This is a genomic window from Streptosporangium sp. NPDC051022, from assembly GCF_040683035.1.
In the GTDB taxonomy this organism is placed as follows: Bacteria; Actinomycetota; Actinomycetes; order Streptosporangiales; family Streptosporangiaceae; genus Streptosporangium.
The window spans coordinates 296,747-321,268 of record NZ_JBFBCF010000006.1 but is presented as its reverse complement, the minus strand read 5'-3'; the positions used below and the strand labels follow the sequence as shown (position 1 = coordinate 321,268).

The following is a 24,522-nucleotide window of genomic DNA, read 5'->3' as shown; positions in this document are numbered from 1 at the left end:
GGCAAACAGGGCGGGCCCAGGCGTCCCGAGAGCGGTTCGTCGGGAGCCGGCAGGCCACGTCAGGGAGGGGCCGGTTCCGCGGGAGCGGGCAGGCCCCGCGCGGGCGGGACCACGGGCAGGTCCGGCAATCCTCCGGGAGCGGGCAGGCCGCGCCCCGAGGGTTCTTCCGGCAGGCCGCGTCCGGAGGGTTCGGCGGGCAGGCCGCGCGCCGAGGGGACCTCGGGGCGGTCGCGTGCCGAAGGTTCGGCGGGCAGGCCGCGTGCCGAGGGCGCGGGCAGGCAGGGCGGGCCCAGGCGTCCCGAGGGCGTCCCGGGCGCTTTCCCGGCGGCCGGCAGGCCACGTCCGGGAGGATCCTCCGGCAGGCCCACGGGCCCGGGAGCGGGCAGGCCCGGAGCCCCCGGCGGCAGGCCCACGGCCTCCGAGTCGCGCGCCCGGGCCTCGCGTCCCGAAGGCACCGGCAGGCCGCCGGGAACGCCGGGGCCGGGGTCGCGGACGCCCCGGCGGCCGGTCAGGTTCGACGAGGACACCTCGCCCGGCTTCCCCGGGCGGATCATCCGTCCCGCCACCTGGCTCGGGGACGGACGGACCGGCGACCCGCCGGGGACGGGCAGGGAACGGCCCGGCGGCGCGCCGCCGCGTCCTCCCGCGCGCCCCCCGGCCGTGCTGCGCCTGGGCAATCCCGGCAGGCGCATCAGCATCGGCCTGATCGGGATGACCTTCGTGCTGTCCATCTTCGCGGGACGGCTCATACAGCTCCAGGGCCTCGACTCCAAGGTCTACACGGCGAAGGCGGCCGAGCAGCGGATCCGCCCGGAGAAGCTGCCGGCCAGGCGGGGGACGATCACCGACGCCGAAGGGCACGAGCTCGCGCTGACCCTGGAGGCGCGCGAGATCTTCGTCGACCCCGGGGTCGTGACGACCCCGGAGCAGCGCGACCGGGTGGCCACGGCACTGGCCGCGGAGCTGGGCGTCCCCAAAGAGGGGATCATGGCCAAGTTCGCCGCGGGCGGCCGCTACCAGCAGGTGGCGGCGGCCGTCGAGCCCACCGTCGCCCAGCGGATCATGGACCGTGACTTCAAGGGCGTCGGCAGCAAGCACCGTTACCTGCGCGACTACCCCGGCGGCGACCTGGCCGGCACCCTGCTGGGCTTCGTCGGCAGTGACGGCACGGGCCTGAGCGGGCTCGAGAGCACCTACAACAGGCTTCTCGCGGGCCGCGACGGCGAGCAGTACGTCGAGACGGGCCTGGACGGCCAGCGCATCCCGATGACCGGCAGCACCCAGCGGACGCCGGTGAACGGCGGGAGCGTGCGGCTGACCGTCGACCGCGACATCCAGTGGGCCGCCCAGAAGGCGATCGGCGACCAGGTCAAGGCCGTCGGCGCGCGCACCGGGAGCGCCATCGTCATCGACACGCAGACCGGACACGTGCTCGCGATGGCCAACGCGCCCGAGCTCGACCTGAAGAACTGGCAGAAGACGCCCGAGGAGGACTGGGTCAACCGGTCGGTGACGGACGTGTTCGAGCCGGGCAGCACCAACAAGGTCATCACCGCCGCCGCGGCCCTGGAGTCGGGGGCCGTGCGTCCCGAGACCGTGTTCTCGGTCAGGGACAACATCAGGTGCGCCGACCAGGTGCTCAGGGACTCCCACCCGCACGGCGTGGAGCGGCTGACCTTCTCCGGCGTGGTCGCCACCTCCAGCAACGTGGGCACGATCCTCGCCGCGCAGAAGGTCGGCGACCAGAAGCTGTACGAGATGCTGCAGCGCTTCGGCTTCGGCGCCAAGCCCGGCAGCGGCCTGCCCGGAGAGGAGGCGGGGCTCCTGCCCGACTGGCGGAAGTGGTCGGGCAGCCAGCGCTGCACGGTCGCCTACGGCCAGGGCGTCTCGGTGACCGCGCTCCAGACCGCCAGCGTCTACCAGACCATCGCCAACGGCGGCACGCGCATCACCCCGCAGATCGTGGCCGGGACCACCAACGGCGACGGGGTGTTCACGCCGTCCGCGCCCGCCAAGCAGACCCGGGTGATCGGCGAGCGCACCGCCAAGGAGATCGCGGGGATGCTGGAGGCCGCCGTGAGCACGGAGGGCACCGGCGGCCTCGCCGCCATCGACGGCTATCGTGTGGCGGGCAAGACGGGCACCGCGATGCGCTACGACGCCAGGTGCCAGGGCTACTGCGGATACACTTCGACATTCGTTGGCTTCGCCCCCGCGGACAAGCCCCGCCTGGTCGTTCTGGCGGTCGTTCAGGATCCCCAGAAGGGGCACTACGGTGGGGAGATCGCCGCTCCCGTCTTCAAGAAAGTGATGACGTTCGCGTTGAAGAGCAAGAAGATCCCGCCCACCGGAACCAAGCCGCCCGCGGTGCGGATACGCGCCGGGGAATGATGAGGGAAGGTACGCTCTCGCCGTGCGTCCCCCGTCGTCCATGCGACCCTCAACCAGCTCACCCCGTCCGCTCTCGGGGCTGGCGAGCCTCCTCGGCGCGCCCTCCGGCACATCGCGAGCACCGCTGGCCGCGGTGTCCGGGGTCACCATCGACTCGCGCCAGGTCCGGCGCGGAGATCTCTACGTCGCGCTGCCCGGTTCCACCTCCCACGGAGCCGACTTCTCCGCGCAGGCCCTCGCCGCCGGAGCAGCCGCGATCCTGACCGACCCGGCGGGCCGCGAGGCCGCGGTCGCGACCGGTCTGCCGGTCCTCGTCGTGCCGGATCCGCGGGCCCTGCTCGGGCGGGCCGCCGCCTGGGTGTACGGCAGGCCCGCCGACGACGTGAGGGTCATCGGCGTCACCGGCACCAGCGGCAAGTCGACCACCGCCTTCCTGCTGGAGGCGGGACTGCGCGCCGCGGGGCACCGGGCGGGACTGATCGGCGGCGTCGAGATCCACGTGGGTGACCTGCGCTTCACCCCCAAGCTGACCACGCCCGAGGCCACCGACCTGCAGGGCCTGTTCGCCCTCATGCGCGAGCAGGGCGTCACCGCGGCCGCGATGGAGGTCTCCAGCCACGCGCTGGCGCTCGGCCGTGTCGACGGGGTCTTCTACGACGTCGCGTTGTTCACCAACCTGTCCCAGGACCACCTGGACTTCCACAAGGACCTCGACGACTACTTCGCGGCGAAGGTCCGGCTGTTCACCCCCGAGCTGAGCCGCGCGGGCGTCGTCAACATCGACGACGCGCACGGGCGCGAGCTCCTCGGGCTCAGCAAGATCCCGATGACCACCTTCTCCGCCGGGGGCGCGGCCGAGGCCGACTGGCGGGCCGTGGGCGTCCGCCTGGGCGCGGAGGGCAGTTCCTTCCGCGTGGCCGGGCCCGGCGGCGTCGAGGAGGAGGCGACGGTGGCCCTGCCGGGCCCGTTCAACGTCGCCAACGCCCTGGGCGCGATCGTCTCCCTGGTCGAGGCCGGCGTGCCGCTGCGCACCGCGGTCGCGGGCGTCGCCACGGTGCCCGGGGTGCCCGGGCGGATGGAGCGGGTGCCGGGAGGCGACGGCTTCCAGGCCATCGTCGACTACTCGCACAAGCCCGGGGCGGTCGAGTCGGTGCTGAACTCGCTGCGCGAGATCACCGAGGGCAGGCTGACCGTGGTGCTCGGCTGCGGCGGCGACCGCGACCGGAGCAAGCGGCCGATGATGGGGGAGGCGGCCGCCCGCCTGGCGGATGTGGCCGTTCTCACCAGCGACAATCCGCGTTCGGAGGACCCGCTGCGGATCCTGGCCGAGATGATGGACGGGGTCCTCGCCGTGTCCCCGGACGAGCGCGCGCATGTGATCATTGAGCCGGACCGCGCCGCGGCCATCGAGCTGGCGATCGACAGGGCGGGCGCCGGCGACGTCGTCGTCGTGGCCGGCAAGGGACACGAGCAGGGGCAGTACGTCGGGGGCGAGGTGCTCCCGTTCGACGACAGGCAGGTCGTGGCCGGCGCGATCGTCAGGCGGCTGAACCGGACGGGCGCCGAATCACGCATGGAGAGTAGGGAAGACGCATCATGATCCCGTTGCCGCTGGCCAGGATCGCCGAGATCACCTCAGGCGCCCTCGCCGGCATGGCCGATCCCCGTGCGGTGGTGCGCGGCCCGGTCGTCATCGACTCCCGTCTCGTCGAGCCGGGATCGCTGTTCGTGGCCATCAAGGGCGCCAGGGCCGACGGGCACGACTTCGCCGCCCAGGCCGTCGAGGCGGGGGCCGTGGCCGTCCTGGCGGCCAGGCCCGTCGACGTCCCCGCGGTCGTCGTCGGGGACGTCGTGACCGCTCTCGCCCGGCTGGCCACCGGGGTGGCCGCCGACCTGCCGTCGGCCACGGTCATCGGCGTGACCGGCTCGGCGGGCAAGACCACGACCAAGGACCTGCTGGCCCGCCTCACCGCGCGGATCGGCCCGACGATCGCCCCCGTCAACTCGTTCAACAACGAGATCGGCCACCCGCTCACCGTGCTGCGGGCCGACGAGGAGACCCGCTACCTCGTGCTGGAGCTCAGCGCCAGGCACGCGGGCCACATCGCCGACCTCGCCCGCATCGCCCCGCCGAGGATCGGGGTGGTCCTCAACGTCGGAACCGCCCACCTGGGTGTCTTCGGCGGCAAGGAGGCCATCGCCCGGGCGAAGGGCGAGCTGATCGAGGCGCTGCCCGCCGACGGCGTGGCCGTGCTGAACGCCGACGACCCGCTGGTGGCCGCGATGGCCGGGCGCAGCGCCGCCCGCGTCACCTGGTACGGCAGGGCCGAGAGCGCCGCCGTGCGCGCCGAGGACGTGACCCTCGACGAGCGCGGCCGGGCCCGTTTCACGCTGCGCACCCCCTCGGGGGCCGCGCCGGTCAGGCTCCGCCTGTACGGCGAGCACGCCGTCGAGAACGCCCTGGCCGCCGCCGCTGCCGCCTACGAGCTGGGCCTGCCGGTCACCACCATCGCCGAGGAGCTGTCGGAGGCCGAGCCCCGCAGCCGCTGGCGGATGGAGGTCACCGACAGGCCGGACGGCGTCACCGTGATCAACGACGCCTACAACGCCAACCCCGACTCCATGCGCGCCGCCTTCGGCGCCCTCGACGCCCTCGCGGGCGGCCGCCGCCGGTTCGCGGTCGTCGCCGCCCTGCAGGAGCTGGGCGAGGAGGGCGACGCGCTGAACGAGGGCGTGGGGCGCCTGGCCGCGAGCTCGGGCCTGGAGGCGCTGTTCGTCGTCGGCGCCGACGCCGCCCCGGTCCTGGCCGGTGCCGCGGCCGTCGTGGAGGGCGCGGGCAGTGCCCCGGAGGCCGGATCCGGTCCCGGGCACGGTGTGGACCGGTCCGTTCCGGACGGCGCCCTCTCAGGCGCCCTCTCAGATGCCCTCTCAGGCGTCCCCTCGGGCGCCCCGCCGGGCGCCCCGCCCGGAGCGCGCTCCCGCACCCGGGTCGTCCACGTCGCCGACGTCGCCGAGGCGGTCGCCGGGCTGTCGGCGCTCCTGGCGCCCGGTGACGTGGTGCTGGTCAAGGGGCCGCGGGTCGCGGGCCTCGAGCGCGTGGCCGAGGCGCTGACCGGGGGCGAGCGCCAATGATGGAGATCCTCATCGCGGCGGCGGTCGGACTGCTGCTGTCGATGTTCGGCACCCCGCTGGCCATCCGCCTGTTCTCCCGGCGCGGCTACGGTCAGAGCATCCGCGAGGAGGGCCCCTCGGGCCACCACGACAAGCGCGGCACCCCGACCATGGGCGGCACCGTCATCGTGATCGCCGCGCTGCTCGGGTTCGCCTGCGCCCACCTGTACAGCCGGACCCTGCCGACGGTCTCCGCGGTCCTGGTGCTGTTCCTGATGACGGGCCTGGGCGCGGTCGGCTTCCTCGACGACTTCATCAAGATCTACAAGCAGCGCAGCCTCGGCCTGCGCAGCGGCGCCAAGGCGCTGGGCCAGCTCGTCGTCGGGGCGGTCTTCGCCGTCCTGGTGACCCGCTTCCCGAACTCCTACCTGATCACCCCGGCCGAGACGCGCCTTTCGTTCCTGCGCGACTTCGGGCCGTCCATCGGCCTCATCGGGTTCACGATCTGGGTGCTCATCATGATCGTGGGCTTCTCCAACGCGGTGAACCTCACCGACGGCCTCGACGGCCTGGCCAGCGGCGCCACCGGCGTGGTGCTGGCCTCCTACGTCCTGATCGGCAACTGGCAGCTGCGCAACAACTGCACCACCCAGCTGGGTCCCAACTGCTACTGGGTCCGCGACCCGCTCGACCTCGCCGTCGTCGCGGCCGCCGTGCTCGGCGCTCTGCTGGGCTTCCTGTGGTGGAACGCCCCGCCCGCCAAGATCTTCATGGGCGACACCGGGTCGCTGGCGCTGGGCGGCGTGATCGCCGGGCTGGCCATCACCACCCGCACCCAGCTCCTGCTCATCATCCTGGCCGGCATGTGCGTGGTGATCACCCTCTCGGTGATCATCCAGGTGGGATCCTTCAAGATGACGGGCAAACGCGTCTTCAGGATGGCCCCGCTCCAGCACCATTTCGAGCTGTCCGGCTGGGCCGAGACGACGATCGTGGTCCGCTTCTGGCTGATCGCGGCCCTGTGCGCCGCCGCCGGTCTCGGGTTGTTCTACGTCGAATGGATGCCGAAACAGTGACGACACATGTGAGCCGGCGGCGGGCGGGGGTGACCGCGTGATCTGCGTCGCCGGTCTCGGGGTCTCCGGCACGGCCGCCGCCCGCGCCATGGCCGCCCGCGGCGAGAAGGTGATCGTCATCGAGGGCGGGGACGGCGAGCGGGCCAGGGCCGCCGCCGCCGAGCTGTCCGAGGCGGGCGTCGAGGTCCGCTTCGGCGAGCCCGCCGAGTTGCCCGGCGGCACCCGCCTGGTCGTCACCACCGGCTGGCCGCCGCACCACCCGCTGCTCGCCGCCGCCGCCGAGGCGGGCGTCGAGGTCGTCAGCGAGGTGGAGCTGGCCTGGCGGCTGCGTCCGGAGGGGGCGGCGCCGTGGCTGGCGCTGACCGGGACCAACGGCAAGACCACCGCGGTCCGGATGCTCACCTCGATGCTGAAGGCCGCCGGGCACCGCGCGCTCGCGGTGGGCAACGTCGGGACCCCCGTCGTGGAGGCGGTCACCGGCCCCTGGGACGTGCTGGCCGTCGAGCTGTCCAGCTTCCAGCTGCACCGCTCGCCCGGCATCGCCCCGCACGCCGCGGCCCTGCTCAACGTGGCCCCCGACCACATCGACTGGCACGGCTCGCTGGAGGAGTACGCCCGGGTCAAGGGCGAGATCTTCGCCCGTGCCGGGACGATCGTCCACAACGCCGACGACGAGTGGCCCGCCCGTCTGGCCGGGCCGTACGGCGAAGGCCGGCGGGTGGTCGGCTTCACCCTGGACGTGCCGAGGCCGGGACAGGTCGGCGTGGTCGAGGACCTGCTGGTCGACCGGGCCTTCGTGGCCGACCCGGTGAGCGAGGCCGAGGAGCTCGCCTCGCTCGCCGACGTCCGGCCCTTCGCGCCGCACAACGTGGCCAACGCGCTCGCCGCGGCGGCCCTGGCCAGGTCCTACGGGGTGCCGGCCGAGGCCGTACGGCGGGGGCTGCTGGACTTCGTCCCCGACCCGCACCGGATCGCGCACGTCGCCCGGGTCGGCGAGGTCGACTACGTCGACGACTCCAAGGCGACCAACCCGCACGCCGCCGCCGCCTCGCTCGCCGCCTATCCGTCGATCGTCTGGATCGCCGGAGGGCAGCTCAAGGGCGCGGACGTGGAGGACCTGGTACGGCGGGCCGCCCCCCGCCTGCGCGGCGCCGTGCTGCTCGGCGCCGACCGCGAACGAATTCACCGGGCTCTGGCGCGACACGCCGCGAATGTTCCGGTGGTCGAGGTGCCGGGGCAAGACACTGGGGTCATGGATCGCGTCGTCACCGAAGCCGCGAGGCTCGCCACCCCCGGGGACACCGTGCTGCTGGCTCCGGCCGGGGCCTCCTTGGACATGTTCACCGGCTATCCAGCGCGAGGGGAGGCGTTCGCGCGGGCCGTGCACCGGCTCGCGGACCGGCACGACGGCGAGCCGGAGTGAGCGCCACGGCCCAGGAGGGCGCCGGACTCCGGCGCCCCCGGGCACGCGAGGACGCCGGGCGCGGGCACAGCGGCCTGCGCGACCACCTGGCCGCCTTCCGCGAGCTGCTGAACCGGCCGCTGACCTCCTACTACCTGATTCTCGGCTGCAGCGCGCTGCTGCTCGCCCTCGGCCTGATGATGGTGCTGTCGGCCTCCAGCATCGAGGCGCTGCAGGAGAAGGGGAACCCGTTCTACTGGTTCTTCAAGCAGTCGGTCTCGGTCGCGCTCGGTATTCCGATCATGTGGATCTGCTCGATGCTGCCCCAGCGGTTCTTCCGGCTCGCCGGCTACCCGCTGATGGTCGTCTCGATCATCGCGCTGGTCCTGGTGCTGTTCGTCGGCACCTCCCAGCTCGGCGCCCAGCGCTGGATCGACCTGGGGCCCATCTACCTGCAGCCCTCCGAGCCGGCCAAGCTGGGGCTGCTGCTGTGGGGTGCCGACCTGCTGGCCCGCAAGGCGCGCGGCGGGCTGATCGAATGGCGTAATCTGTTCATCCCGCTGGTGCCGGGCACCGTGATCCTGGCGGTCATGGTCATGCTGGGACGCGACCTCGGCACCACGCTGGTGCTGTTGCTGATCTTCCTGTCGCTGCTGTGGGTGGTGGGCGCCCCGCTGAGGCTGTTCGGCGGAGTCCTGGCGGTCGCGGTGCTCGCGACCATTATCATGATCAGCACCGAGGGGTATCGCTCCGATCGCATCGAGGGGTGGCTCGACCCGTGGGCCAACGCCCAGACGACGGGCTACCAGGCGGTACAGGGGCAGATCGCCATGGGCAGCGGCGGCTGGTTCGGGCTCGGGCTCGGCTCCAGCAGGCAGAAGTGGGGCAGGCTCCCGCACGCCGAGAGCGACTTCATCTTCTCCATCCTCGGCGAGGAGCTCGGCCTGATGGGCACCCTCGTCGTGATCGCGCTGTTCGGCCTGCTCGGCTACGCCGGGCTCCGGGTGGCCACCAGGGTCAAGGACCCGTTCGTCCGTCTCGCGGCGGCGTCGGCGGTCGCCTGGATCGCCGGTCAGGCGATCGTGAACATCGGCGCGGTCATCGGTGTGCTGCCCATCACCGGCATTCCGTTGCCCCTGGTCTCCTACGGTGGATCGGCGCTGTTGCCCACACTGGCGGCCCTCGGCATGCTGCTGTCCTTCGCCAAACACGAGCCCGGAGCGCGCGAGGCGCTCGCGGCGCGTGGCCCCGGACCGTTGGCGCGGGGCCTAAGCTGGCTTGGCCTGGGTGGTCCGGCACGGAGACGACGGCCGGCCCGCGAAAGACGATAAGTGAAAGGACCGACATGAGGGTGGTCCTCGCCGGCGGCGGGACGGCCGGTCACATCGAACCGGCGCTGGCCTTAGCCGACGCGCTGCGCCAACTGGACCCGAACATCGGGATCACCTGCCTCGGCACGGAACGCGGCCTGGAGACCCGGCTCGTGCCCGCCAGAGGTTACGAGTTGGAGCTGGTGCCCGCGGTGCCGCTGCCGCGGTCCCTCACGCCCCAGTTGCTGACCGTTCCGGGACGCCTGGCGGGAGCCATCAACACGGCCGCGGGCATCATGGAGCGGGTCCAGGCCGACGTGATGGTCGGTTTTGGTGGTTATGTGGCGACTCCGGCCTATCTGGGAGCACGGCGGCGCGGCGTGCCGATCGTGGTGCACGAGGCCAACCCGCGGCCCGGCCTGGCCAACCGGCTGGGCGCCCGGCTCACCGAACACGTGTTCACCGGTCACCCGAACACGCCCCTGCCCCGCGGGCAGTACGTGGGCATTCCGCTCCGCCGGGAGATCGTGAACCTGGACCGGCTCTCCATGGGCGACAAGGCGCGCTCGTGGTTCGGCCTGGAGGCGGACCTGCCCACGCTGCTGGTCACCGGCGGCTCGCAGGGCGCCCGCTCGCTCAACCACGCGGCGCTGGCCGCCGCTCCCGTGTTGCGCCGGGCCGGGGTGCAGGTGCTGCACGTCATCGGCCCGAAGAACACGCTGGAGGAGGAGCCCCCGCCGGGCGACCCGCAGTACGTCGTGCTGCAGTACGTCGACCGGATGGACCTGGCCTACGCCGCCGCCGACTTCGCGCTGTGCCGCAGCGGCGCCATGACCTGCGCGGAGCTGACCGCCGTCGGCCTGCCGGCGGCCTACATCCCGCTCCCGCACGGCAACGGCGAGCAGCGGCTCAACGCCGAGCCGATCGTGCAGGCGGGCGGTGGCCTGATGGTCGACGACGCCGACCTGTCGGCGGAGTGGATCATCCAGAACGTGCTGCCGATCCTGTCCGACCCCGAGCGCGTGGTCACCATGTCGGATGCCGCGGTCAGGATGGGCCGCAAGGACGCCGACGTGACACTCGCCCGCAGGGTGCTGCAGATCGCGGCCGAGGGCAGGAACCGGTGAGACGGCCGGGCCTCCGGGGCGGCGGACGCCGCGACGGTGGCGGGCCGGCGGGCGGCCACGGATCCGGAGGGGCGGCCCCGGCCGCCCGCCGGAGGAGGTGACCGTCCGGGTGACGAAGGCAGGGGTGGGGAGCGACCGATGAGCAGGGTGTGGACCCGGGGCGGCGGCCATGGCCGTCCCTCGGGGAAGGGGGAGGCCCGCGTGGCGAACACAGGAGTGGAGAGCGACCGATGAGCCTGGTCAAGCTGGTGGACCCGGTCTCGGCCGAGGATCTCGGACGGGTGCACTTCATCGGGATCGGCGGGTCCGGGATGTCCGGCATCGCGCGCATCCTGCTCAAGCGCGGCGTGCCGGTCTCCGGCAGCGACTCACGAGGCTCGGACCTCGTGAACGAGCTGCGGGAGCTGGGCGGCAGGATCCACATCGGGCACGCCGCCTCGCACGTCAAGAACGTCGACACGGTGGTGGTCTCCACCGCGATCCGCGACTCCAACCCGGAGCTCGGCGAGGCGCTGCGCCAGGGGCTGCGGGTGATTCCCCGGGCCGCCGCGCTGGCCTCCGTCATGGCGGGCCGGACCGGGATCGCCCTGGCCGGGACCCACGGCAAGACCACCACGACCTCGATGCTCACGGTCGCGCTGCAGAAGTGCGGGGCCGACCCGTCCTACTGCGTCGGCGGCCAGCTGGTGACCACCGGGCTGGGGGCCGACGAGGGGACCGGCGGGGTGTTCGTCGCCGAGGCCGACGAGAGCGACGGCTCCTTCCTCATGCTGGCCCCGGACATCGCCGTGGTGACCAACGTGGAGCCCGACCACCTGGACAACTACGGCGATCCGCGCGCGGTCTACGACAGCTTCGCCCGCTTCGTCGAGCGGGTCGGGCGGACGATGGTGCTCTGCGCCGACGACCCCGGATCGGCCGCGCTGGCCCCGGTCGCCCGCGCGCGCGGCCTGAAGGTGGTCACGTACGGCGAGGCCGAGGACGCCGACCTGCGGGTGGGCCGGATCGTTCCAGACGGCCTGGGCGTCTCCTTCATGGTCGCCGGTCACGGGGAGGTCAGGATCTCGGTGCCGGGCCGCCACAACGCGCTCAACGCGACCGCGGCCATCGCGGTGGCCACGGAGCTGGGCGTCTCCTTCGACGAGATACGCGACGGGCTGGCCGCCTTCACCGGGGCGAAGCGCCGCTTCGAGGCCAAGGGCGAGGCGGGGGGAGTGGCGGTCTTCGACAGCTACGCCCACCACCCGACCGAGCTGGCCGCCGACCTGCGCGCGGCCCGGGACGTGGTCGCCTCCTTCTCCGGCTCGGGCCGGGTCATCGCGGTCTTCCAGCCGCACCTCTACTCGCGCACCCGGTTCTTCGCCGACGAGTTCGGCGCCGCCCTGGGGCTGGCCGACGAGGCCGTCGTCCTGGACGTCTACGGCGCCCGTGAGGACCCGGAACCGGGGGTCTCCGGGGCGCTGGTGGCGGGCAAGGTGCCGCTCCCGGCCGCGCAGGTCGCCTACGCCCCGCAACGCGACGCCGTCCCCGCGCTGGTGGCCGGGCGCGCCAGGCCCGGCGACATCGTGCTCACGATGGGCGCGGGCGACGTGACCGAGCTGGGCCCCCTGATCGTGGCGGAGCTGGCCGCGCGGTGACCCACGCCAGGAGAGGCCGGGCGCGGGCGTCCTGGCCGCCGGACGGGGTGAGGCGATGAACGGGGTGTGGAGGTCGGCCTTCCTCGCCCTGCTCACCGCCGGGGTGGTCGGCATCGCCGCCTGGCTGGTCTTCTTCTCCTCGGTGCTGGGGGTGCGGGAGATCCGGGTGGCCGGCAACCTCGCCGTCCCGGCAGAGCAGATCCGGCAGGCCGCGGGGGTGGCCGACGGCAAGCCGCTGGCCACCGTCGACGTGGCCGAGGTCGAGGGCCGGATCCAGCGGATCCGGCAGGTCGAGTCGGTCACGGTCAGCAGGGGCTGGCCGGGCACGCTGGTGGTGGAGATAACCGAGCGCGAACCGGTGGCGGTGATCCCGGCGGGAGGGAGGTTCGCGGTGGTGGACCGCCACGGGGTGGTGACCGAGGTCGCCGCCGTCGCGCCGCCGACGCTGCCGGTGCTGCGCGTGGACCACCCGCAGTCGGGCGACCCGGCGGCGCTGGCCGCGCTGGCCGTCATAGGCGCGCTGCCGCAGGGACTGGCCCCGAAGGTCGCCGAAGTGCTCGCGCCCTCACCCGAGACCGTCTCGTTGCGCCTGAAGGACGGCAGGGAGGTCGTCTGGGGCGGTTCCGACCGTCCGGCCGACAAGGCGCGCATCCTCACCACGCTGCTGAAACGTCCGGCCGACAGCTACGACGTGAGCTCTCCCGACGTCGTGACGGTGAAGTGATCGCGCGGTGCCGCGCGTGCTCCCGGAAAAGGACGGCCCGCGACACGCCGGGCACGCTTGCGGCGCGGTTAGTTGACCCACCTGAAGGCAACTCCTACTGTCCGTATCACTCCTCAGGTTGACATAAATCTAAATCTCAACTTGAGGGTGAGAGTTTTGGAAGCAGACGGCACGGGCCCCGTGCCGCATGAAATTGCAAGTCAACGAGCGGAAAGGCCCCTCGTCGTGGCAGCACCGCAGAACTACCTCGCGGTCATCAAGGTTGTAGGAATCGGTGGAGGCGGAGTCAACGCCGTCAACCGGATGATCGAGGAGGGACTCAAGGGCGTCGAGTTCATCGCCATCAATACCGACGCCCAGGCGCTGCTGATGAGTGACGCCGACGTCAAGCTCGACGTAGGGCGTGAACTCACCCGCGGCCTCGGCGCGGGGGCCAACCCCGAAGTCGGGCGCAAGGCGGCCGAGGATCACCGTGAGGAGATCGAAGAGGTCATCAAGGGCGCCGACATGGTGTTCGTCACCGCCGGAGAGGGTGGTGGAACGGGCACGGGCGGCGCCCCCGTCGTGGCCAACATCGCGCGCTCCCTCGGCGCGCTGACCATCGGCGTGGTGACCCGGCCCTTCAGCTTCGAGGGCAGGCGCCGGGCGATGCAGGCGGAGGCGGGGATAGAGACGCTGCGCGAGGAGGTCGACACCCTCATTGTGATCCCCAACGACCGGCTGCTGTCGATCTCCGACCGGCAGGTGAGCGTGCTGGACGCCTTCAAGGCGGCCGACCAGGTGCTGCTCTCCGGTGTCCAGGGCATCACCGACCTCATCACCACGCCGGGTCTGATCAACCTTGACTTCGCCGACGTCAAGTCGGTCATGTCCGGGGCGGGCTCCGCGCTCATGGGCATCGGCCACGCGCGCGGCGACGACCGGTCGGTCGCGGCGGCGGAGATGGCCGTCTCCAGCCCGCTGCTGGAGGCCAGCATCGACGGCGCGCACGGTGTGCTGCTGTCGATCGCCGGTGGATCCGACCTCGGCCTGTTCGAGATCAACGAGGCCGCCCAGCTCGTGTCGAACGCCGCCGCGCTGGACGCCAACATCATCTTCGGTACGGTCATCGACGACGCGCTGGGCGACGAGGTGCGGGTCACCGTGATCGCGGCCGGGTTCGACGAGCCGGTGGCCGAGGTCAAGAACACGGCGGCCCAGCCGGTACCGCGCCAGCAGCCTCCGGCGCGCCCGGCCCCGGTCTCCCCGCCGCCCGCGGTCAGCGCGCCGCCGCGCCCGCCCGCGCCCACGGTGAAGGCCGAGCCCCGGTCCGAGCAGCCCCCGCAGGTCAGGCCGGTCGTCGGCGCCCCGCCGCAGCCCGCCCCCGTGGCGGAGCCGCCGCCGGCCGTCTCGTACCCGGTCCAGCAGATCCACCCGGTGCAGCCCGCCCCCCAGGTCCAGCATCCGGCCGAGCCCGAGCCGCACCGCGCCGAGGAGCCCCCCGTCCCTCCGGTGTCGATCCCGCGCCCGGCGCCCGAGCCGCCCCAGCCCACCCCCATCTCCGCGAGGGTCCCCGACTCCGCCCGGCGGCGTCAGGTGATCTTCGAGGAGCAGGAGGAGGAGCTCGACGTCCCCGACTTCCTGAAGTGACATTGCTCACGGCCGGGTGGGCGACAGATCGCCCGGCCGTGACAGGGAGAATGGATTCCGCCGGTTTGTCAGTTTTTGAGCGGCGGAGATGTGACGGAAACAACACGACGTGATGAGATCGCGGCCGGTCTGGCCGAGGTCGAGGCGACCATCGCCGAGGCCTGCCGGGCCGCCGGCCGTACCCGCGGAGAGCTGACGCTCGTCGCGGTGAGCAAGACATACCCCGCGTCCGACGTGCGGTCGCTGGCCGCGCTGGGGGTGAGGGACGTGGGGGAGAACCGTGACCAGGAGGCCTCCGTCAAGGCCCGTGAATGCGCGGACCTGGGTCTCACCTGGCACTTCGTCGGTCAGTTGCAGACCAACAAGGCCCGTTCCGTGGTCGGCTACGCGGACGTCGTCCATTCGGTCGACCGTCCGCGCCTGGTGACCGCGCTCAGCCACGAGGCGGTGAAGGCGGGCAGGGAGATCACATGTCTGGTGCAGGTGGCCCTGGACGACGATCCGGGGCGGGGCGGGGTACGGCCGGTGGAGGTGGCGGCCCTGGCCGACGCCCTGGCCGAGGCCCGGGGGGTACGGCTGGGCGGCGTGATGGCCGTGGCGCCCCTGGGGGAGGAGCCGGGCAGGGCGTTCGCCCGGCTGTGGGAGATCGCGCAGGCCGTACGGGCGGACCATCCGGAGGCCGGCATCATCTCCGCGGGGATGAGCGGTGACCTGTCCGAGGCCGTCGCGAACGGCGCGACACACCTGCGTGTCGGTACGGCGTTGCTCGGTCGCCGGAAGCCCTTCGTCAGGTAATGTCCCTTCAAGTGGACCTTGGGGTCCGCGTATCCAGATAGAGGTCGATCGGTGGTGAGCTCCAAGGGGGTGCGGCTGCCGCCCCAGGCAGATCGAAGTAAGGCGGAGGAAGAAGTAGCGATGGCCGGCGCGATGCGCAAGATGGCGGTCTACCTCGGTCTTGTGGAGGACGACCGCTACGAGAGATACGACAGCTATTCCGACGACGACTACGACGAGTTCGAGGACTCGAGGCGCGTCGGCGACGAGCGGCCTGGCACGGTCCACGACCGCGAGGAGGACACCGATCCGGGCGTCCCCGCTCCCCGGCCCGCGACGGCCGTTCTGGAGCGCCGTACGACCGATCTGGCGCGTATCACCACGCTTCACCCCCGCACTTACAACGAGGCGCGCACGATCGGCGAGCACTTCCGTGACGGCACTCCCGTCATCATGAATCTGACCGAGATGGTTGACAGCGACGCAAAGCGTCTTGTGGATTTCGCGGCAGGTCTTGTCTTTGGCCTACATGGCAGCATTGAACGTGTTACCAACAAGGTGTTCCTGTTGTCCCCTGCCAATGTCGAGGTGACCGCCGAGGACAAGGCTCGAATCGCGGAACGCGGGTTCTTCAACCAGAGCTAGAGTTCCACTATGAACAGTGACCGGCCGGACAGGTCTCGGCGAGACCGGGGACGGCGGAACAGAAGAGTGGAGGCGGGCGTAGGCCGTGGGGATCGTTAGCGAGATCTTGGTCGCCGTCCTGTCCCTCTACCTCGTTCTGCTGATCGGCAGAATGATCTTTGAGATGGTACAGTCGTTCGCGCGTCAGTGGCGTCCCACGGGGATAGTCCTGGTCCTGGCGGAGGTCGTATACACGCTGACCGATCCACCTCTCAAGTTCCTCCGCCGTTTCATTCCACCACTCCGGTTGGGTACGGTGGCCTTTGACCTAAGCTTCACCATGCTGTTCATTGGGGTCTTGGTCTTGATCCAACTCGTGTCCGCGCTTCGTTGATCGGGTACCGTCCTCCGGACAGACTCCAAGCGCGCCAAGGAGACCGAAATGCCGCTGACGCCCGCTGATGTGCGGAACAAGCAATTCAGTACGACCCGGCTGAGGCCGGGCTACGACGAGGAAGAAGTAGACGCCTTCCTCGATGAGGTGGAGTCCGAGCTGGACCGCCTCATCCAGGAGAACGAGGAGCTTCGCGCCAAGCTGGCCGAGTGCCTCAGGGGCAAGGTGCCCGGCGGGATGGGCATGGCCATGGCGCCCGCCCCCGTCGCCGAGCCCAAGCCCGAGATGATGATGCAGCAGCAGCCGGAGCCGATGCGGGCCCCCGAGCCGGTGCAGCACCAGCAGCCGGTGCCCGTCGGGATGGGGATGCCCCCGGCCGAGGACAACATGGACACCGCCGCCCGCGTGCTCGCCCTCGCCCAGCAGACGGCGGACCAGGCGATCGCCGACGCCCGCCGGGAGGCGGACGAGACGGTGACCCGGGCCCGTCGCGAGGCCGACGACATCCTCGGCAAGGCCCGCCGCCAGGCCGAGCAGGTCATCGGCGACGCCCGTGCCCGCGCCGAGACGCTTGAGCGTGACGCGCAGGAGCGCCACAGGCAGGCCATGGGCTCGCTGGTGCAGACCCGTGACGAGCTTGAGCGCAAGGTCGAGGAGCTGCGCAGCTTCGAGAGGGAGTACCGCAGCAGGCTGAAGCTGTACCTCGAGAACCAGCTGGCCGAGCTGACCGTCGCCGCCGAGGGCAGCGGCGGGTTCCCGATCGTCGGCGGCCCCCCTGCCATGTCCCACGCCGTGGCCCCGGGCGGGCAGCCGTCCATTCAGGGCCCGGTCAATCCGTTCGGCGGCGAGCCCACCCAGCACCCGGGCGCCTTCCAGGGTGTCGACGGTCCGCACAACGACCGCCGCTAGGCGTCGGGTCATCCCTCTGACCCGCCTCCGGGAGTTCCTCTGTGATCCTTATCAGCGCCGGTTTGGTGCTCACGGCCATCGTCCTGCTCATCGCGGGATTCGTGCTGGCCAAACCGTTTCTGGTCATGTGGTCGATCGCGGTCAGTGTGCTGTCCGCGGTCTTCCTGGTGATCGGTGCGTTGCTGCGCCGCCACGAGTTGTTCCCGCGTGGCGGACGCGCCGCGACGGTTCCGCCGCTCCCGCCCACGGGGCCGGTTCCGCCGGGGCAGCCCATGATGCCGAGCCAGCCCCTCTCGCAGGTACCGCACACGGCGGTACCGCACGACGTGCGGCAGACGGCCACCGTCACGTCCCAGCCCACGCTGGGCCGTCCGGCGGCCGGGCCGGTCCCCGCCTCGCGGCAGGGCCACCTGGACGACGAGGCGATCGTCCTGGTGATCCCCGGCCGTAAGCGCTACCACGTCGCCGGGTGCCGTCAGCTGGCCGGCAAGGATCATGAGGAGCTCACTCACGAGGAGGCACGGGAGGAGGGCTTCACCCCCTGCAGCACGTGCCTGCCCGAGTTCACCGCGGGGCTTCAGCCGCTGGACGCCCAGGAGTCCGCGGCTCCCTCCTCCTTCCCGGAGGGCGGCTCCCGGGGCTCTGCGGAGCCCGGCACGCCCGGGTCCCAGGGGTCCGGCCCGTCCCGCCCCTCCCAGGAGTCCGGCGCCTCACGTTCCGGTGAGAGCGCCCTTCACGAACAGACCGCCCGGTTCATCCCTCCCTACGGGCCCGTCACCTCGGACACGCCGGTGACCCGCCCCTACGTGCAGGGCCCCTCCGCTCCCGGCGAGCAGACGCGGCCCGGGAGCCCCGGGCAGCCGGCCGCTCCGCCCCTTCGCGCCGCGGATCCCGCCGCCTCCTTCCCGGTCCGGTTCCCGGCCCCCATCTCGGAGGAGCCCGGCGACCCCAACGCCACCAGCTGGTTCAACCGGGAGGCGGCCACGGCCGAGCCCGCCAAGGCCGGCGGCGGCGCGGGCGAAGGCGCCAAGGCGGCCTCTCCCGCCGGAGCCGGCGACCCGGCCGAGCGTGGGAACGGTGGCGCCGGGCCCGACAAGAGCGCCGTTTCCGGTAAGCCCGCGCCGGGTTCCACCCCCGCCTCCCGCGGTCCCGCCCCCTCCACGGGGAAACGGGAGGAGTCCGCCGGGCAGGCGCCGGAACCCAAGAAGACCACCGCCCCCGCGAAGACCGCCGAGCCGGTGGAGCCGGCCGAGACCGGACCCGGGCGCGCCGGGCGACCGGTGCCGGTCGGCTCCACCTCGGCGGAGCCCAAGAGCCCCCGGGGATCCGCCGCCACGACCGGCGAGGACGACGAGGAGGCCGCCGGTACCAACCCGCGTGGCATTCCGGCCGTCCGGGAGCAGGCGGCCGCGGGGCCCGAGATGGTCCCCGAGATGGTCAAGGTCATCGTCGGCACCCGCCGCTTCCACAGCCTCGACTGTCCCCTTGTCAAGGGCGTGCACGGCGGCGGAGTGGACACCCTCCCCCTGGCCGACGCCGAGGCGGCGGACATGGTCAGCTGCTCGGTCTGCCTGAGGGACTACCGGCGGGCGGCCAGATAGGGCCGCCCGGACAGGGCCGCGGGGCCGACGCCCTCGCATCCGCGAACGGAGAGAACGGAGAAAGGGTCCGGGGACGATCCCCGGACCCTTTCTCCGTGTTTCTCGGTGTTTCTCGGTGTTCCTTGGTGTTTTCCAGGTGTTCCGGAGGGCCGCCCCCCGGGCGGGTCAGACGGTACGGCGCAGCTGGAAGCTCAGGCCGAGGTCGGCGTCCCGGTGGACGGGCAGGCCGTCGGTTCCGCCCTCGCTGAGGGAGACGGCCAGCACCTCGTCGGCCACCGTGCCGCCCTGGGTGCGCAGGGCCTCGGCCAGGTCGGCGTCGGTGGTCGACCACCACACGTCGATCCGGTCGGAGATGGACAGCCCGGTGGACTTGCGGGCGTCCTGGAGCAGTCGGACGACGTCGCGGATCAGGCCGGAGCGGCGCAGCTCGTCGGTGATGGTCAGGTCGAGGGCGACCGTCTCTCCGGTCCCGGTGTCCACGGCTCCGGTCTCCACGGCCCAGCCGGACTTCGGCTGCTCGGTGACGATCACCTCCTCGGCCGTCAGCTCGACCGTTCCCAGCTCACCGGCCTCCACCGGCACCGCCGCCCCCGACCGGAGCACGCGGGCGAGCTCGGCGGCGTCGGCCGAGGTGACGGCGGCGGCGACCAGCTTGGTCTGCGAGCCGAACCTCTTGCCCAGGGCGCGGAAGTTGGGCTTGACCGTGAAGGAGACCAGGTCGGCCTCGATGCCGCCGAGGTCCTCCAGGCCCTGCACGTTCAGCTCGTCGGCGATCAGGTCGCGCAGCTCCTGGGAGAGCGCGGCCCAGCCCCGGGCGCCGACCAGGGCGCGGCCGAGCGGCTGGCGGGTCTTCACGCCGCTGGAGGCGCGGGCCGAGCGGCCCAGCTCGACCAGGCGGCGGACCAGCGCCATCTGCTCGGACAGCGGCTCGTCCAGCACCTCCTCGTCGACCACGGGCCAGCTCGCCAGGTGGACGGAGGAGGGGGCGTCCGCGTCGCGGAGCACGTCCCAGACGTAGTCGGTGACGAACGGCGTCACCGGCGCCATCAGGCGGCTCACCGTCTCCAGGCACTCGTACAGCGTGGCGAATGCCGAGACGTCACCGGACCAGAACCGGCGGCGCGAGCGGCGCACGTACCAGTTGGACAGGTCGTCGAGGAAGTCGGCCAGGCGCCGCCCGACCCTGGCGGTGTCGAACTCCTCCATCGACGCCGTGACCTCGGCGACCGTGCGGTGCAGCTCGGCCAGCGCCCAGCGGTCGATCAGCGGGCGCTCGCCGTGGGCGGGGGCCTCGGAGAGCCGGGACGGCGACCACGACTCGGCGTTGGCGTAGAGGGTGAAGAACGACGCGGTGTTCCAGTAGGTCAGCAGGACCTTGCGGACGATCTCCTCCAGCGCGGAGTGCCCGACCCGGCGGGCCGCCCACGGCGAGCCCGAGCAGGCCATGTACCAGCGCAGCGCGTCGGCGCCGTGCTGGTCCATCAGCGGGATCGGCTGCAGCACGTTGCCCAGGTGCTTGCTCATCTTGCGGCCGTCCTCGGCGAGGATCAGCCCGAGACAGAGCACGTTCTCGTAGGAGGACCTGTCGAAGACCAGCGTGCCGACCGCCATCAGCGAGTAGAACCAGCCGCGGGTCTGGTCGGTGGCCTCGCAGATGAACTGCGCGGGGTAGGCCTTCTCGAGCATCTCCGCGTTCCGGTACGGCGCGCCCCACTGGGCGAAGGGCATCGACCCCGAGTCGTACCAGGCGTCGATCACGTCCGGCACCCGGTGCGCCTCGGCGCCACAGGAGGGGCAGGGCAGCGTGACGTCGTCCACGTAGGGGCGGTGCGGGTCGAGGGCGGAGACGTTCTGGCCGGACAGGTCGCCGAGCTCCTCCAGCGAGCCGACGCAGGTGATGTGCGACTCGTCGGCGGAGCAGACCCACAGCGGCAGCGGCGTGCCCCAGTAACGCGACCGCGACAGCGACCAGTCGACGTTGTTGCGCAGCCACTCGCCGAAACGGCCCCACTTGATCGTCTCGGGGTACCAGGTGGTCTTCTCGTTCTCGGCGAGGAGCCGGTCCTTGATCTCGGTGGTGCGGATGTACCACGCGGGCAGCGCGTAGTAGAGCAGCGCGGTGTGGCAGCGCCAGCAGTGCGGGTAGCTGTGCTCGAAGTGGCCGCCCCGGTACAGCAGGCCGCGCTCCCGCAGGTCGGCGGTCAGGCCCTCGTCGGCGTCCTTGAAGAACTGGCCGCCGACCTGGGGGACGCTGTCGAGGAAGCGCCCGTCGGGACCGATCGGGTTGACCACGGGCAGGCCGTACAGCTTGCAGGTCGTCATGTCGTCGGCGCCGAAGGCGGGCGCCTGGTGCACCAGGCCGGTGCCGTCCTCGGTGGTGACGTAGGTGCCGAGCACCACGTAGTGCGCGCCGGGGATGTCGACCAGCTCGAAGGGACGGGAGTAGGGGGTGCGCTCCAGGTCGGTGCCCCGGAAGGTGGCCAGCACCTCGGCGCCCTCGCCCAGGGCGGAGGCCAGCAGCGGCTCGGCCACCACCAGGACCTCGTCCGACCCGGCGGGGCGCGCCGCGACGTAGGTCACGTCGGGGTGCACGGCGACCGCCGTGTTGGAGACCAGCGTCCACGGCGTGGTGGTCCAGATCAGCAGCGAGGCGCCGAGGTCGGCCAGCGGCCCGGAGGTCACGGGCATGCGGACGTAGACCGACGGGCTGCTCACGGTCTCGTAGCCGCCGGGCTGGCCCAGCTCGTGGTCGGACAGGCCGGTGCCGCAGCGGGGGCAGTAGGGCGTGATCCGGAAGTCGCGGCTGAGGAGGCCCTTGTCGAAGATGACCTTGAGCGACCACCAGACGGACTCCACATAGGAGGCGTCCATCGTGCGGTAGGCCTGGGACAGGTCGATCCAGTAGCCCATCCGCTCGGTCATCTCTTCGAAGGCGTCCACGTGCCGCAGCACCGACTCGCGGCACCGGGCGTTGAACTCGGCGATGCCGTACGCCTCGATGTCCTTCTTGCCCGACAGGCCGAGCTCCTTCTCGACGCTGACCTCGACCGGCAGGCCGTGACAGTCCCAGCCCGCCTTGCGGGGCACGTTGTAGCCGCGCATGGACCGGTAGCGGGGGAAGAGGTCCTTGAACACGCGGGCCTCGACGTGGTGCACGCCGGGCATGCCGTTCGCGGTGGGAGGACCCTCGTAGAAGACCCAGTTGGGGCCGCCGGCGTTCTGCTCGACCGAACGCTCGAAGACCTTGCCGTCACGCCAGCGTTCGAGCACCTCGTGTTCGAGCGCGGGCAGGTCGACCTGCGCGGGAAGAGGACGGAAATAGGCGGACATGACGGACGGGACCTCCACGCTGGTGCTGGCAGTGGCGTGGAGGGACGAGACCCTGCGGCCCCGCGGTACCACCCTCCTTGACCTTCGGGAAGAAGGCCCTCTTCTTTGGGCTCTGCTGCCGGTTCTACTGGGCCGGCCGGTTCTGCGTGAATCTCGGCGGCCGTTCTTCCGGCGGCTCAGGGGTGATTTTCCCTCCGGGCATCGCCCCGGGCTCGCACCGTCCCCGGGTCGCTCACGCGAGGGGCTCGGAGGTAGTTGTCCCCATCAACGCCTTGCAGGCTCACACCATAACGCACCGGCCCACGGGAAACTTCCCGAATATCTCCCCGATGTCAAGGCTGGGGATGGAATCCGGGGGAGGGGGCCGGATGTTACGGGAGTGGTAAACATCACGGCGGGTCGTTTGCCGTTCTGTTATGGGAGACCTAAGCTGCCCGCACCGTTTACCACATTGGATACGGTCCGATCGAGCAAGGAGGCCGCCATGGCCGCGACTGTACGCGCGGACGAGAGCGCGGTAGCACCGTCGGAGAACGGTACCGCCGTCACCTGGTCGGCCCAGGAGCTCGCGGAGGTTCGCGGGCGTCTGGCCGTGGAGATCGACGAGCTGAACAGGGAGATCGCCAAGGCCGAGACCGAGATCGCGTCGAGTGACGTCACCGACGGTGCGGGGGACGATCAGGCCGACGCCGGCGCCCGGACATATGAACGGGAACGCGAGATCGCCCTTACCCTGAATTCGCGCGACCTGGTCGCGCAGAACGAGCGAGCGATCGCCCGGATCGACGCGGGGACTTACGGAGTGTGCGAATCGTGCCACAAGCCGATCGGCAAGGAGCGCCTGCAGGCGTTCCCGAGGGCGACGCTGTGCGTGGCCTGCAAGCAGCGGGAGGAGCGCCGCTGAACGGCGGCGGGGCCGGTGAGGCCGGCGGGGCCGACGGGGTCACGAACGGGATCACCGGTGGCGCCGCCGGCGAGGTTTCGGCGGCCCCTCCGCGCAGAGCGCGGCGGCTGGCCGTGCTGGGGGTCCTCGCGGTGGTCGTCTACGGTCTCGACCTGCTGACGAAGACCATCGTGCTGAGGACCCTGGAGGGCAGGGAGCCGTTCGTGCTGATCCCGGACCTCCTGCAGTTCCGGGTGATCTTCAACGCGGGCGCGGCCTTCAGTCTCGGCACCGGCATGACCATCGTCTTCACGATCATCGCGACCGCCGTCGTGATCGCCATCCTGCGGACCGCGCGCAACCTGCGCAGCCTGCCGTGGGCCATCACGCTCGGCCTGATGCTCGGCGGGGCGACGGGCAACCTGACCGACCGGCTCTTCCGCGCCCCCGGCGGGCTCCAGGGGCACGTCGTCGACTTCATCGAGACCTTCCCCGGCCACTTCCCGGTCTTCAACGTCGCCGACTCGGCGATCGTCTGCGGCGGGATCCTGGCGGTCTTCCTCGCCTGGCGGGGCTACCAGATCGACGGCACGCGCGAGGGGGCGGACAACAAGACCGGTAACGAGACGGGCGACGAGGCGGGGAGCGGGAACAATGGCTGAGCGACGGAGTCTCCCGGTTCCCGACGGGCTGGAGGGCGAGCGTCTCGACGCGGCCCTGTCGCGGCTGTTCGGCCTGTCGCGGACCCGTGCGGCGGAGTTGATCGCCGACGGTGACGTGCTGGTCGACGGCTCGCCCGCCGCCAAGTCCGACCGGGTCCACGCGGGCGCGTGGCTGGACGTCGTCCTGCCGCCCCCGCCGACCACGCCGATGCCGGTCGCCGAGCCGGTCCCGGGCATGACGATCGTCTACGAGGATGACGACATCGTCGTCATCAACAAGCCCGTCGGCGTGGCGGCCCATCCGACCACCGGGTGGACCGGGCCGACCGTGATCGGCGGCCTGCTCGGCACCGGGCACCGGGTGGCGACCAGCGGCGCCGCCGAGCGGCAGGGCATCGTGCACCGCCTGGACGCCAACACCACCGGCGCCATGGTCGTGGCCAAGAGCGAGCACGCCTACTCGTGGCTGAAGCGGGCCTTCAAGGAGCGTACGGTCGACAAGCGCTACCACGCGCTGGTCCAGGGCCACCCGGATCCGCTGCGCGGCACGGTCGACGCGCCGATCGACCGTCACCCCGTCGGGGACGGCCGCTTCGCCGTCGTGGCCGGAGGCAAGGAGTCGGTCACCCACTACGACACGATCGAGGCCTTCCGCGCCGCGTCGCTGCTGGACATCAAGCTGGAGACCGGCCGGACCCACCAGATCCGGGTCCACATGTCGGCGCTGCGTCACCCGTGCGTCGGCGACATGCTGTACGGCGCCGACCCCACGCTGGCCGCGCGTCTGGGCGTCAGCCGGCAGTGGCTGCACGCGGTCTCCCTGGCCTTCGAGCACCCGACGACGGGCGAGTGGGTCACCTTCACCACCGACTACCCGGACGATCTCGCCCACGCCCTGAAGGTCGTCGCCGGCGAGTCCTGACGGTGACGCCGCCCCC

General features: G+C 71.9%; 20 protein-coding genes. 18 read left to right on the top strand and 2 right to left on the bottom strand.

The window, feature by feature from the left end:
- Nucleotides 1-59: 59 nt before the first annotated feature.
- Nucleotides 60-731, bottom strand: a complete 672-nt coding sequence (locus AB0N02_RS14305) for a hypothetical protein (protein WP_363945846.1) — start codon at nucleotides 729-731, stop codon at nucleotides 60-62.
- On the opposite strand from AB0N02_RS14305, the gene AB0N02_RS14300 reads away from it, so the two are divergent.
- The 15 genes from AB0N02_RS14300 to AB0N02_RS14230 all read left to right on the top strand — a co-directional run bounded on the left by AB0N02_RS14300 (nucleotide 712) and on the right by AB0N02_RS14230 (nucleotide 18,709).
- The gene (locus AB0N02_RS14300; RefSeq protein ID WP_363945845.1) at nucleotides 712-2,391 is read left to right on the top strand and encodes a penicillin-binding protein 2; all 1,680 of its coding nucleotides are present in this window, start codon (nucleotides 712-714) and stop codon (nucleotides 2,389-2,391) included. The two genes, AB0N02_RS14305 and AB0N02_RS14300, sit on opposite strands and share 20 nt — an antisense overlap.
- A 40-nt stretch (nucleotides 2,392-2,431) precedes the next feature.
- A complete protein-coding gene (locus tag AB0N02_RS14295; RefSeq protein ID WP_363945844.1) occupies nucleotides 2,432-3,991 on the top strand; it encodes a UDP-N-acetylmuramoyl-L-alanyl-D-glutamate--2,6-diaminopimelate ligase in 1,560 nt (519 codons plus the stop codon).
- Nucleotides 3,988-5,523, top strand: coding sequence for a UDP-N-acetylmuramoyl-tripeptide--D-alanyl-D-alanine ligase (murF, locus tag AB0N02_RS14290; protein WP_363945843.1), 1,536 nt, complete (start codon nucleotides 3,988-3,990; stop codon nucleotides 5,521-5,523). The genes AB0N02_RS14295 and murF overlap by 4 nt, the downstream gene beginning before the upstream one ends.
- Nucleotides 5,520-6,578, top strand: coding sequence for a phospho-N-acetylmuramoyl-pentapeptide-transferase (gene mraY / locus AB0N02_RS14285; RefSeq protein WP_363945841.1), 1,059 nt, complete (start codon nucleotides 5,520-5,522; stop codon nucleotides 6,576-6,578). The genes murF and mraY overlap by 4 nt, the downstream gene beginning before the upstream one ends.
- Nucleotides 6,579-6,615: 37 nt before the next feature.
- On the top strand, nucleotides 6,616-8,001 hold the full coding sequence (murD, locus tag AB0N02_RS14280; protein ID WP_363945840.1) for a UDP-N-acetylmuramoyl-L-alanine--D-glutamate ligase: 1,386 nt from the start codon (nucleotides 6,616-6,618) through the stop codon (nucleotides 7,999-8,001).
- Nucleotides 7,998-9,311 (top strand): putative lipid II flippase FtsW, encoded by a 1,314-nt coding sequence (ftsW, locus tag AB0N02_RS14275; RefSeq protein WP_363945839.1) that lies wholly within the window; start codon nucleotides 7,998-8,000, stop codon nucleotides 9,309-9,311. Before murD ends, ftsW begins: the two co-directional genes overlap by 4 nt.
- Nucleotides 9,312-9,325: 14 nt before the next feature.
- Nucleotides 9,326-10,417, top strand: coding sequence for an undecaprenyldiphospho-muramoylpentapeptide beta-N-acetylglucosaminyltransferase (murG, locus tag AB0N02_RS14270; RefSeq protein ID WP_363945838.1), 1,092 nt, complete (start codon nucleotides 9,326-9,328; stop codon nucleotides 10,415-10,417).
- Between the two features lie 230 nt (nucleotides 10,418-10,647).
- Nucleotides 10,648-12,054 (top strand): UDP-N-acetylmuramate--L-alanine ligase, encoded by a 1,407-nt coding sequence (gene murC / locus AB0N02_RS14265; RefSeq protein ID WP_363945836.1) that lies wholly within the window; start codon nucleotides 10,648-10,650, stop codon nucleotides 12,052-12,054.
- A 55-nt stretch (nucleotides 12,055-12,109) separates the two neighbouring features.
- Nucleotides 12,110-12,778, top strand: a complete 669-nt coding sequence (locus tag AB0N02_RS14260; RefSeq protein WP_363945834.1) for an FtsQ-type POTRA domain-containing protein — start codon at nucleotides 12,110-12,112, stop codon at nucleotides 12,776-12,778.
- A 225-nt stretch (nucleotides 12,779-13,003) separates the two neighbouring features.
- Nucleotides 13,004-14,407: a cell division protein FtsZ gene (ftsZ, locus tag AB0N02_RS14255; RefSeq protein WP_363945833.1), complete on the top strand. Its 1,404-nt coding sequence runs from the start codon at nucleotides 13,004-13,006 to the stop codon at nucleotides 14,405-14,407.
- A 90-nt stretch (nucleotides 14,408-14,497) separates the two neighbouring features.
- A complete protein-coding gene (locus AB0N02_RS14250) occupies nucleotides 14,498-15,202 on the top strand; it encodes a YggS family pyridoxal phosphate-dependent enzyme (RefSeq protein ID WP_363945831.1) in 705 nt (234 codons plus the stop codon).
- Between the two features lie 120 nt (nucleotides 15,203-15,322).
- Nucleotides 15,323-15,826, top strand: coding sequence for a cell division protein SepF (sepF, locus tag AB0N02_RS14245; RefSeq protein WP_363945829.1), 504 nt, complete (start codon nucleotides 15,323-15,325; stop codon nucleotides 15,824-15,826).
- Nucleotides 15,827-15,911: 85 nt separating this feature from the next.
- Nucleotides 15,912-16,199 (top strand): YggT family protein, encoded by a 288-nt coding sequence (locus tag AB0N02_RS14240; RefSeq protein WP_363945827.1) that lies wholly within the window; start codon nucleotides 15,912-15,914, stop codon nucleotides 16,197-16,199.
- Nucleotides 16,200-16,247: 48 nt separating this feature from the next.
- Nucleotides 16,248-17,108 carry a DivIVA domain-containing protein gene (locus AB0N02_RS14235; protein WP_363945826.1) on the top strand — a complete coding sequence of 287 codons (861 nt, stop codon included), beginning with the start codon at nucleotides 16,248-16,250 and terminating at the stop codon, nucleotides 17,106-17,108.
- 41 nt (nucleotides 17,109-17,149) lie between these two features.
- A complete protein-coding gene (locus AB0N02_RS14230; protein WP_363945824.1) occupies nucleotides 17,150-18,709 on the top strand; it encodes a hypothetical protein in 1,560 nt (519 codons plus the stop codon).
- 165 nt (nucleotides 18,710-18,874) lie between these two features.
- Here the strand turns inward: AB0N02_RS14230 and ileS are convergent, their stop codons facing one another.
- Nucleotides 18,875-22,039, bottom strand: a complete 3,165-nt coding sequence (gene ileS, locus AB0N02_RS14225; RefSeq protein ID WP_363945823.1) for an isoleucine--tRNA ligase — start codon at nucleotides 22,037-22,039, stop codon at nucleotides 18,875-18,877.
- A 484-nt stretch (nucleotides 22,040-22,523) separates the two neighbouring features.
- On the opposite strand from ileS, the gene AB0N02_RS14220 reads away from it, so the two are divergent.
- The 3 genes from AB0N02_RS14220 to AB0N02_RS14210 are packed head-to-tail and all read left to right on the top strand — an operon-like array spanning nucleotide 22,524 to nucleotide 24,506.
- The gene (locus AB0N02_RS14220) at nucleotides 22,524-22,943 is read left to right on the top strand and encodes a TraR/DksA C4-type zinc finger protein (RefSeq protein WP_363945822.1); all 420 of its coding nucleotides are present in this window, start codon (nucleotides 22,524-22,526) and stop codon (nucleotides 22,941-22,943) included.
- Nucleotides 22,907-23,584 carry a signal peptidase II gene (gene lspA, locus AB0N02_RS14215; protein ID WP_363945820.1) on the top strand — a complete coding sequence of 226 codons (678 nt, stop codon included), beginning with the start codon at nucleotides 22,907-22,909 and terminating at the stop codon, nucleotides 23,582-23,584. Before AB0N02_RS14220 ends, lspA begins: the two co-directional genes overlap by 37 nt.
- Nucleotides 23,577-24,506 carry an RluA family pseudouridine synthase gene (locus AB0N02_RS14210; RefSeq protein WP_363945818.1) on the top strand — a complete coding sequence of 310 codons (930 nt, stop codon included), beginning with the start codon at nucleotides 23,577-23,579 and terminating at the stop codon, nucleotides 24,504-24,506. Before lspA ends, AB0N02_RS14210 begins: the two co-directional genes overlap by 8 nt.
- Nucleotides 24,507-24,522 lie beyond the last annotated feature (16 nt).

Excerpts from the sequence above, each read along its gene's own strand:
- AB0N02_RS14210 (WP_363945818.1), top strand. The coding sequence starts at position 23,577 with ATGGCTGAGCGACGGAGTCTCCCGGTTCCCGACGGGCTGGAGGGCGAG.
- AB0N02_RS14260 (WP_363945834.1), top strand. The coding sequence starts at position 12,110 with ATGAACGGGGTGTGGAGGTCGGCCTTCCTCGCCCTGCTCACCGCCGGG.
- AB0N02_RS14235 (WP_363945826.1), top strand. The coding sequence starts at position 16,248 with ATGCCGCTGACGCCCGCTGATGTGCGGAACAAGCAATTCAGTACGACC.
- murF (WP_363945843.1), top strand. The coding sequence starts at position 3,988 with ATGATCCCGTTGCCGCTGGCCAGGATCGCCGAGATCACCTCAGGCGCC.
- mraY (WP_363945841.1), top strand. The coding sequence starts at position 5,520 with ATGATGGAGATCCTCATCGCGGCGGCGGTCGGACTGCTGCTGTCGATG.
- AB0N02_RS14220 (WP_363945822.1), top strand. The coding sequence starts at position 22,524 with ATGGCCGCGACTGTACGCGCGGACGAGAGCGCGGTAGCACCGTCGGAG.
- ileS (WP_363945823.1), bottom strand. The coding sequence starts at position 22,039 with ATGTCCGCCTATTTCCGTCCTCTTCCCGCGCAGGTCGACCTGCCCGCG.
- AB0N02_RS14300 (WP_363945845.1), top strand. The coding sequence starts at position 712 with ATGACCTTCGTGCTGTCCATCTTCGCGGGACGGCTCATACAGCTCCAG.
- sepF (WP_363945829.1), top strand. The coding sequence starts at position 15,323 with ATGGCCGGCGCGATGCGCAAGATGGCGGTCTACCTCGGTCTTGTGGAG.
- AB0N02_RS14295 (WP_363945844.1), top strand. The coding sequence starts at position 2,432 with ATGCGACCCTCAACCAGCTCACCCCGTCCGCTCTCGGGGCTGGCGAGC.
- murC (WP_363945836.1), top strand. The coding sequence starts at position 10,648 with ATGAGCCTGGTCAAGCTGGTGGACCCGGTCTCGGCCGAGGATCTCGGA.
- AB0N02_RS14305 (WP_363945846.1), bottom strand. The coding sequence starts at position 731 with ATGGACAGCACGAAGGTCATCCCGATCAGGCCGATGCTGATGCGCCTG.
- murG (WP_363945838.1), top strand. The coding sequence starts at position 9,326 with ATGAGGGTGGTCCTCGCCGGCGGCGGGACGGCCGGTCACATCGAACCG.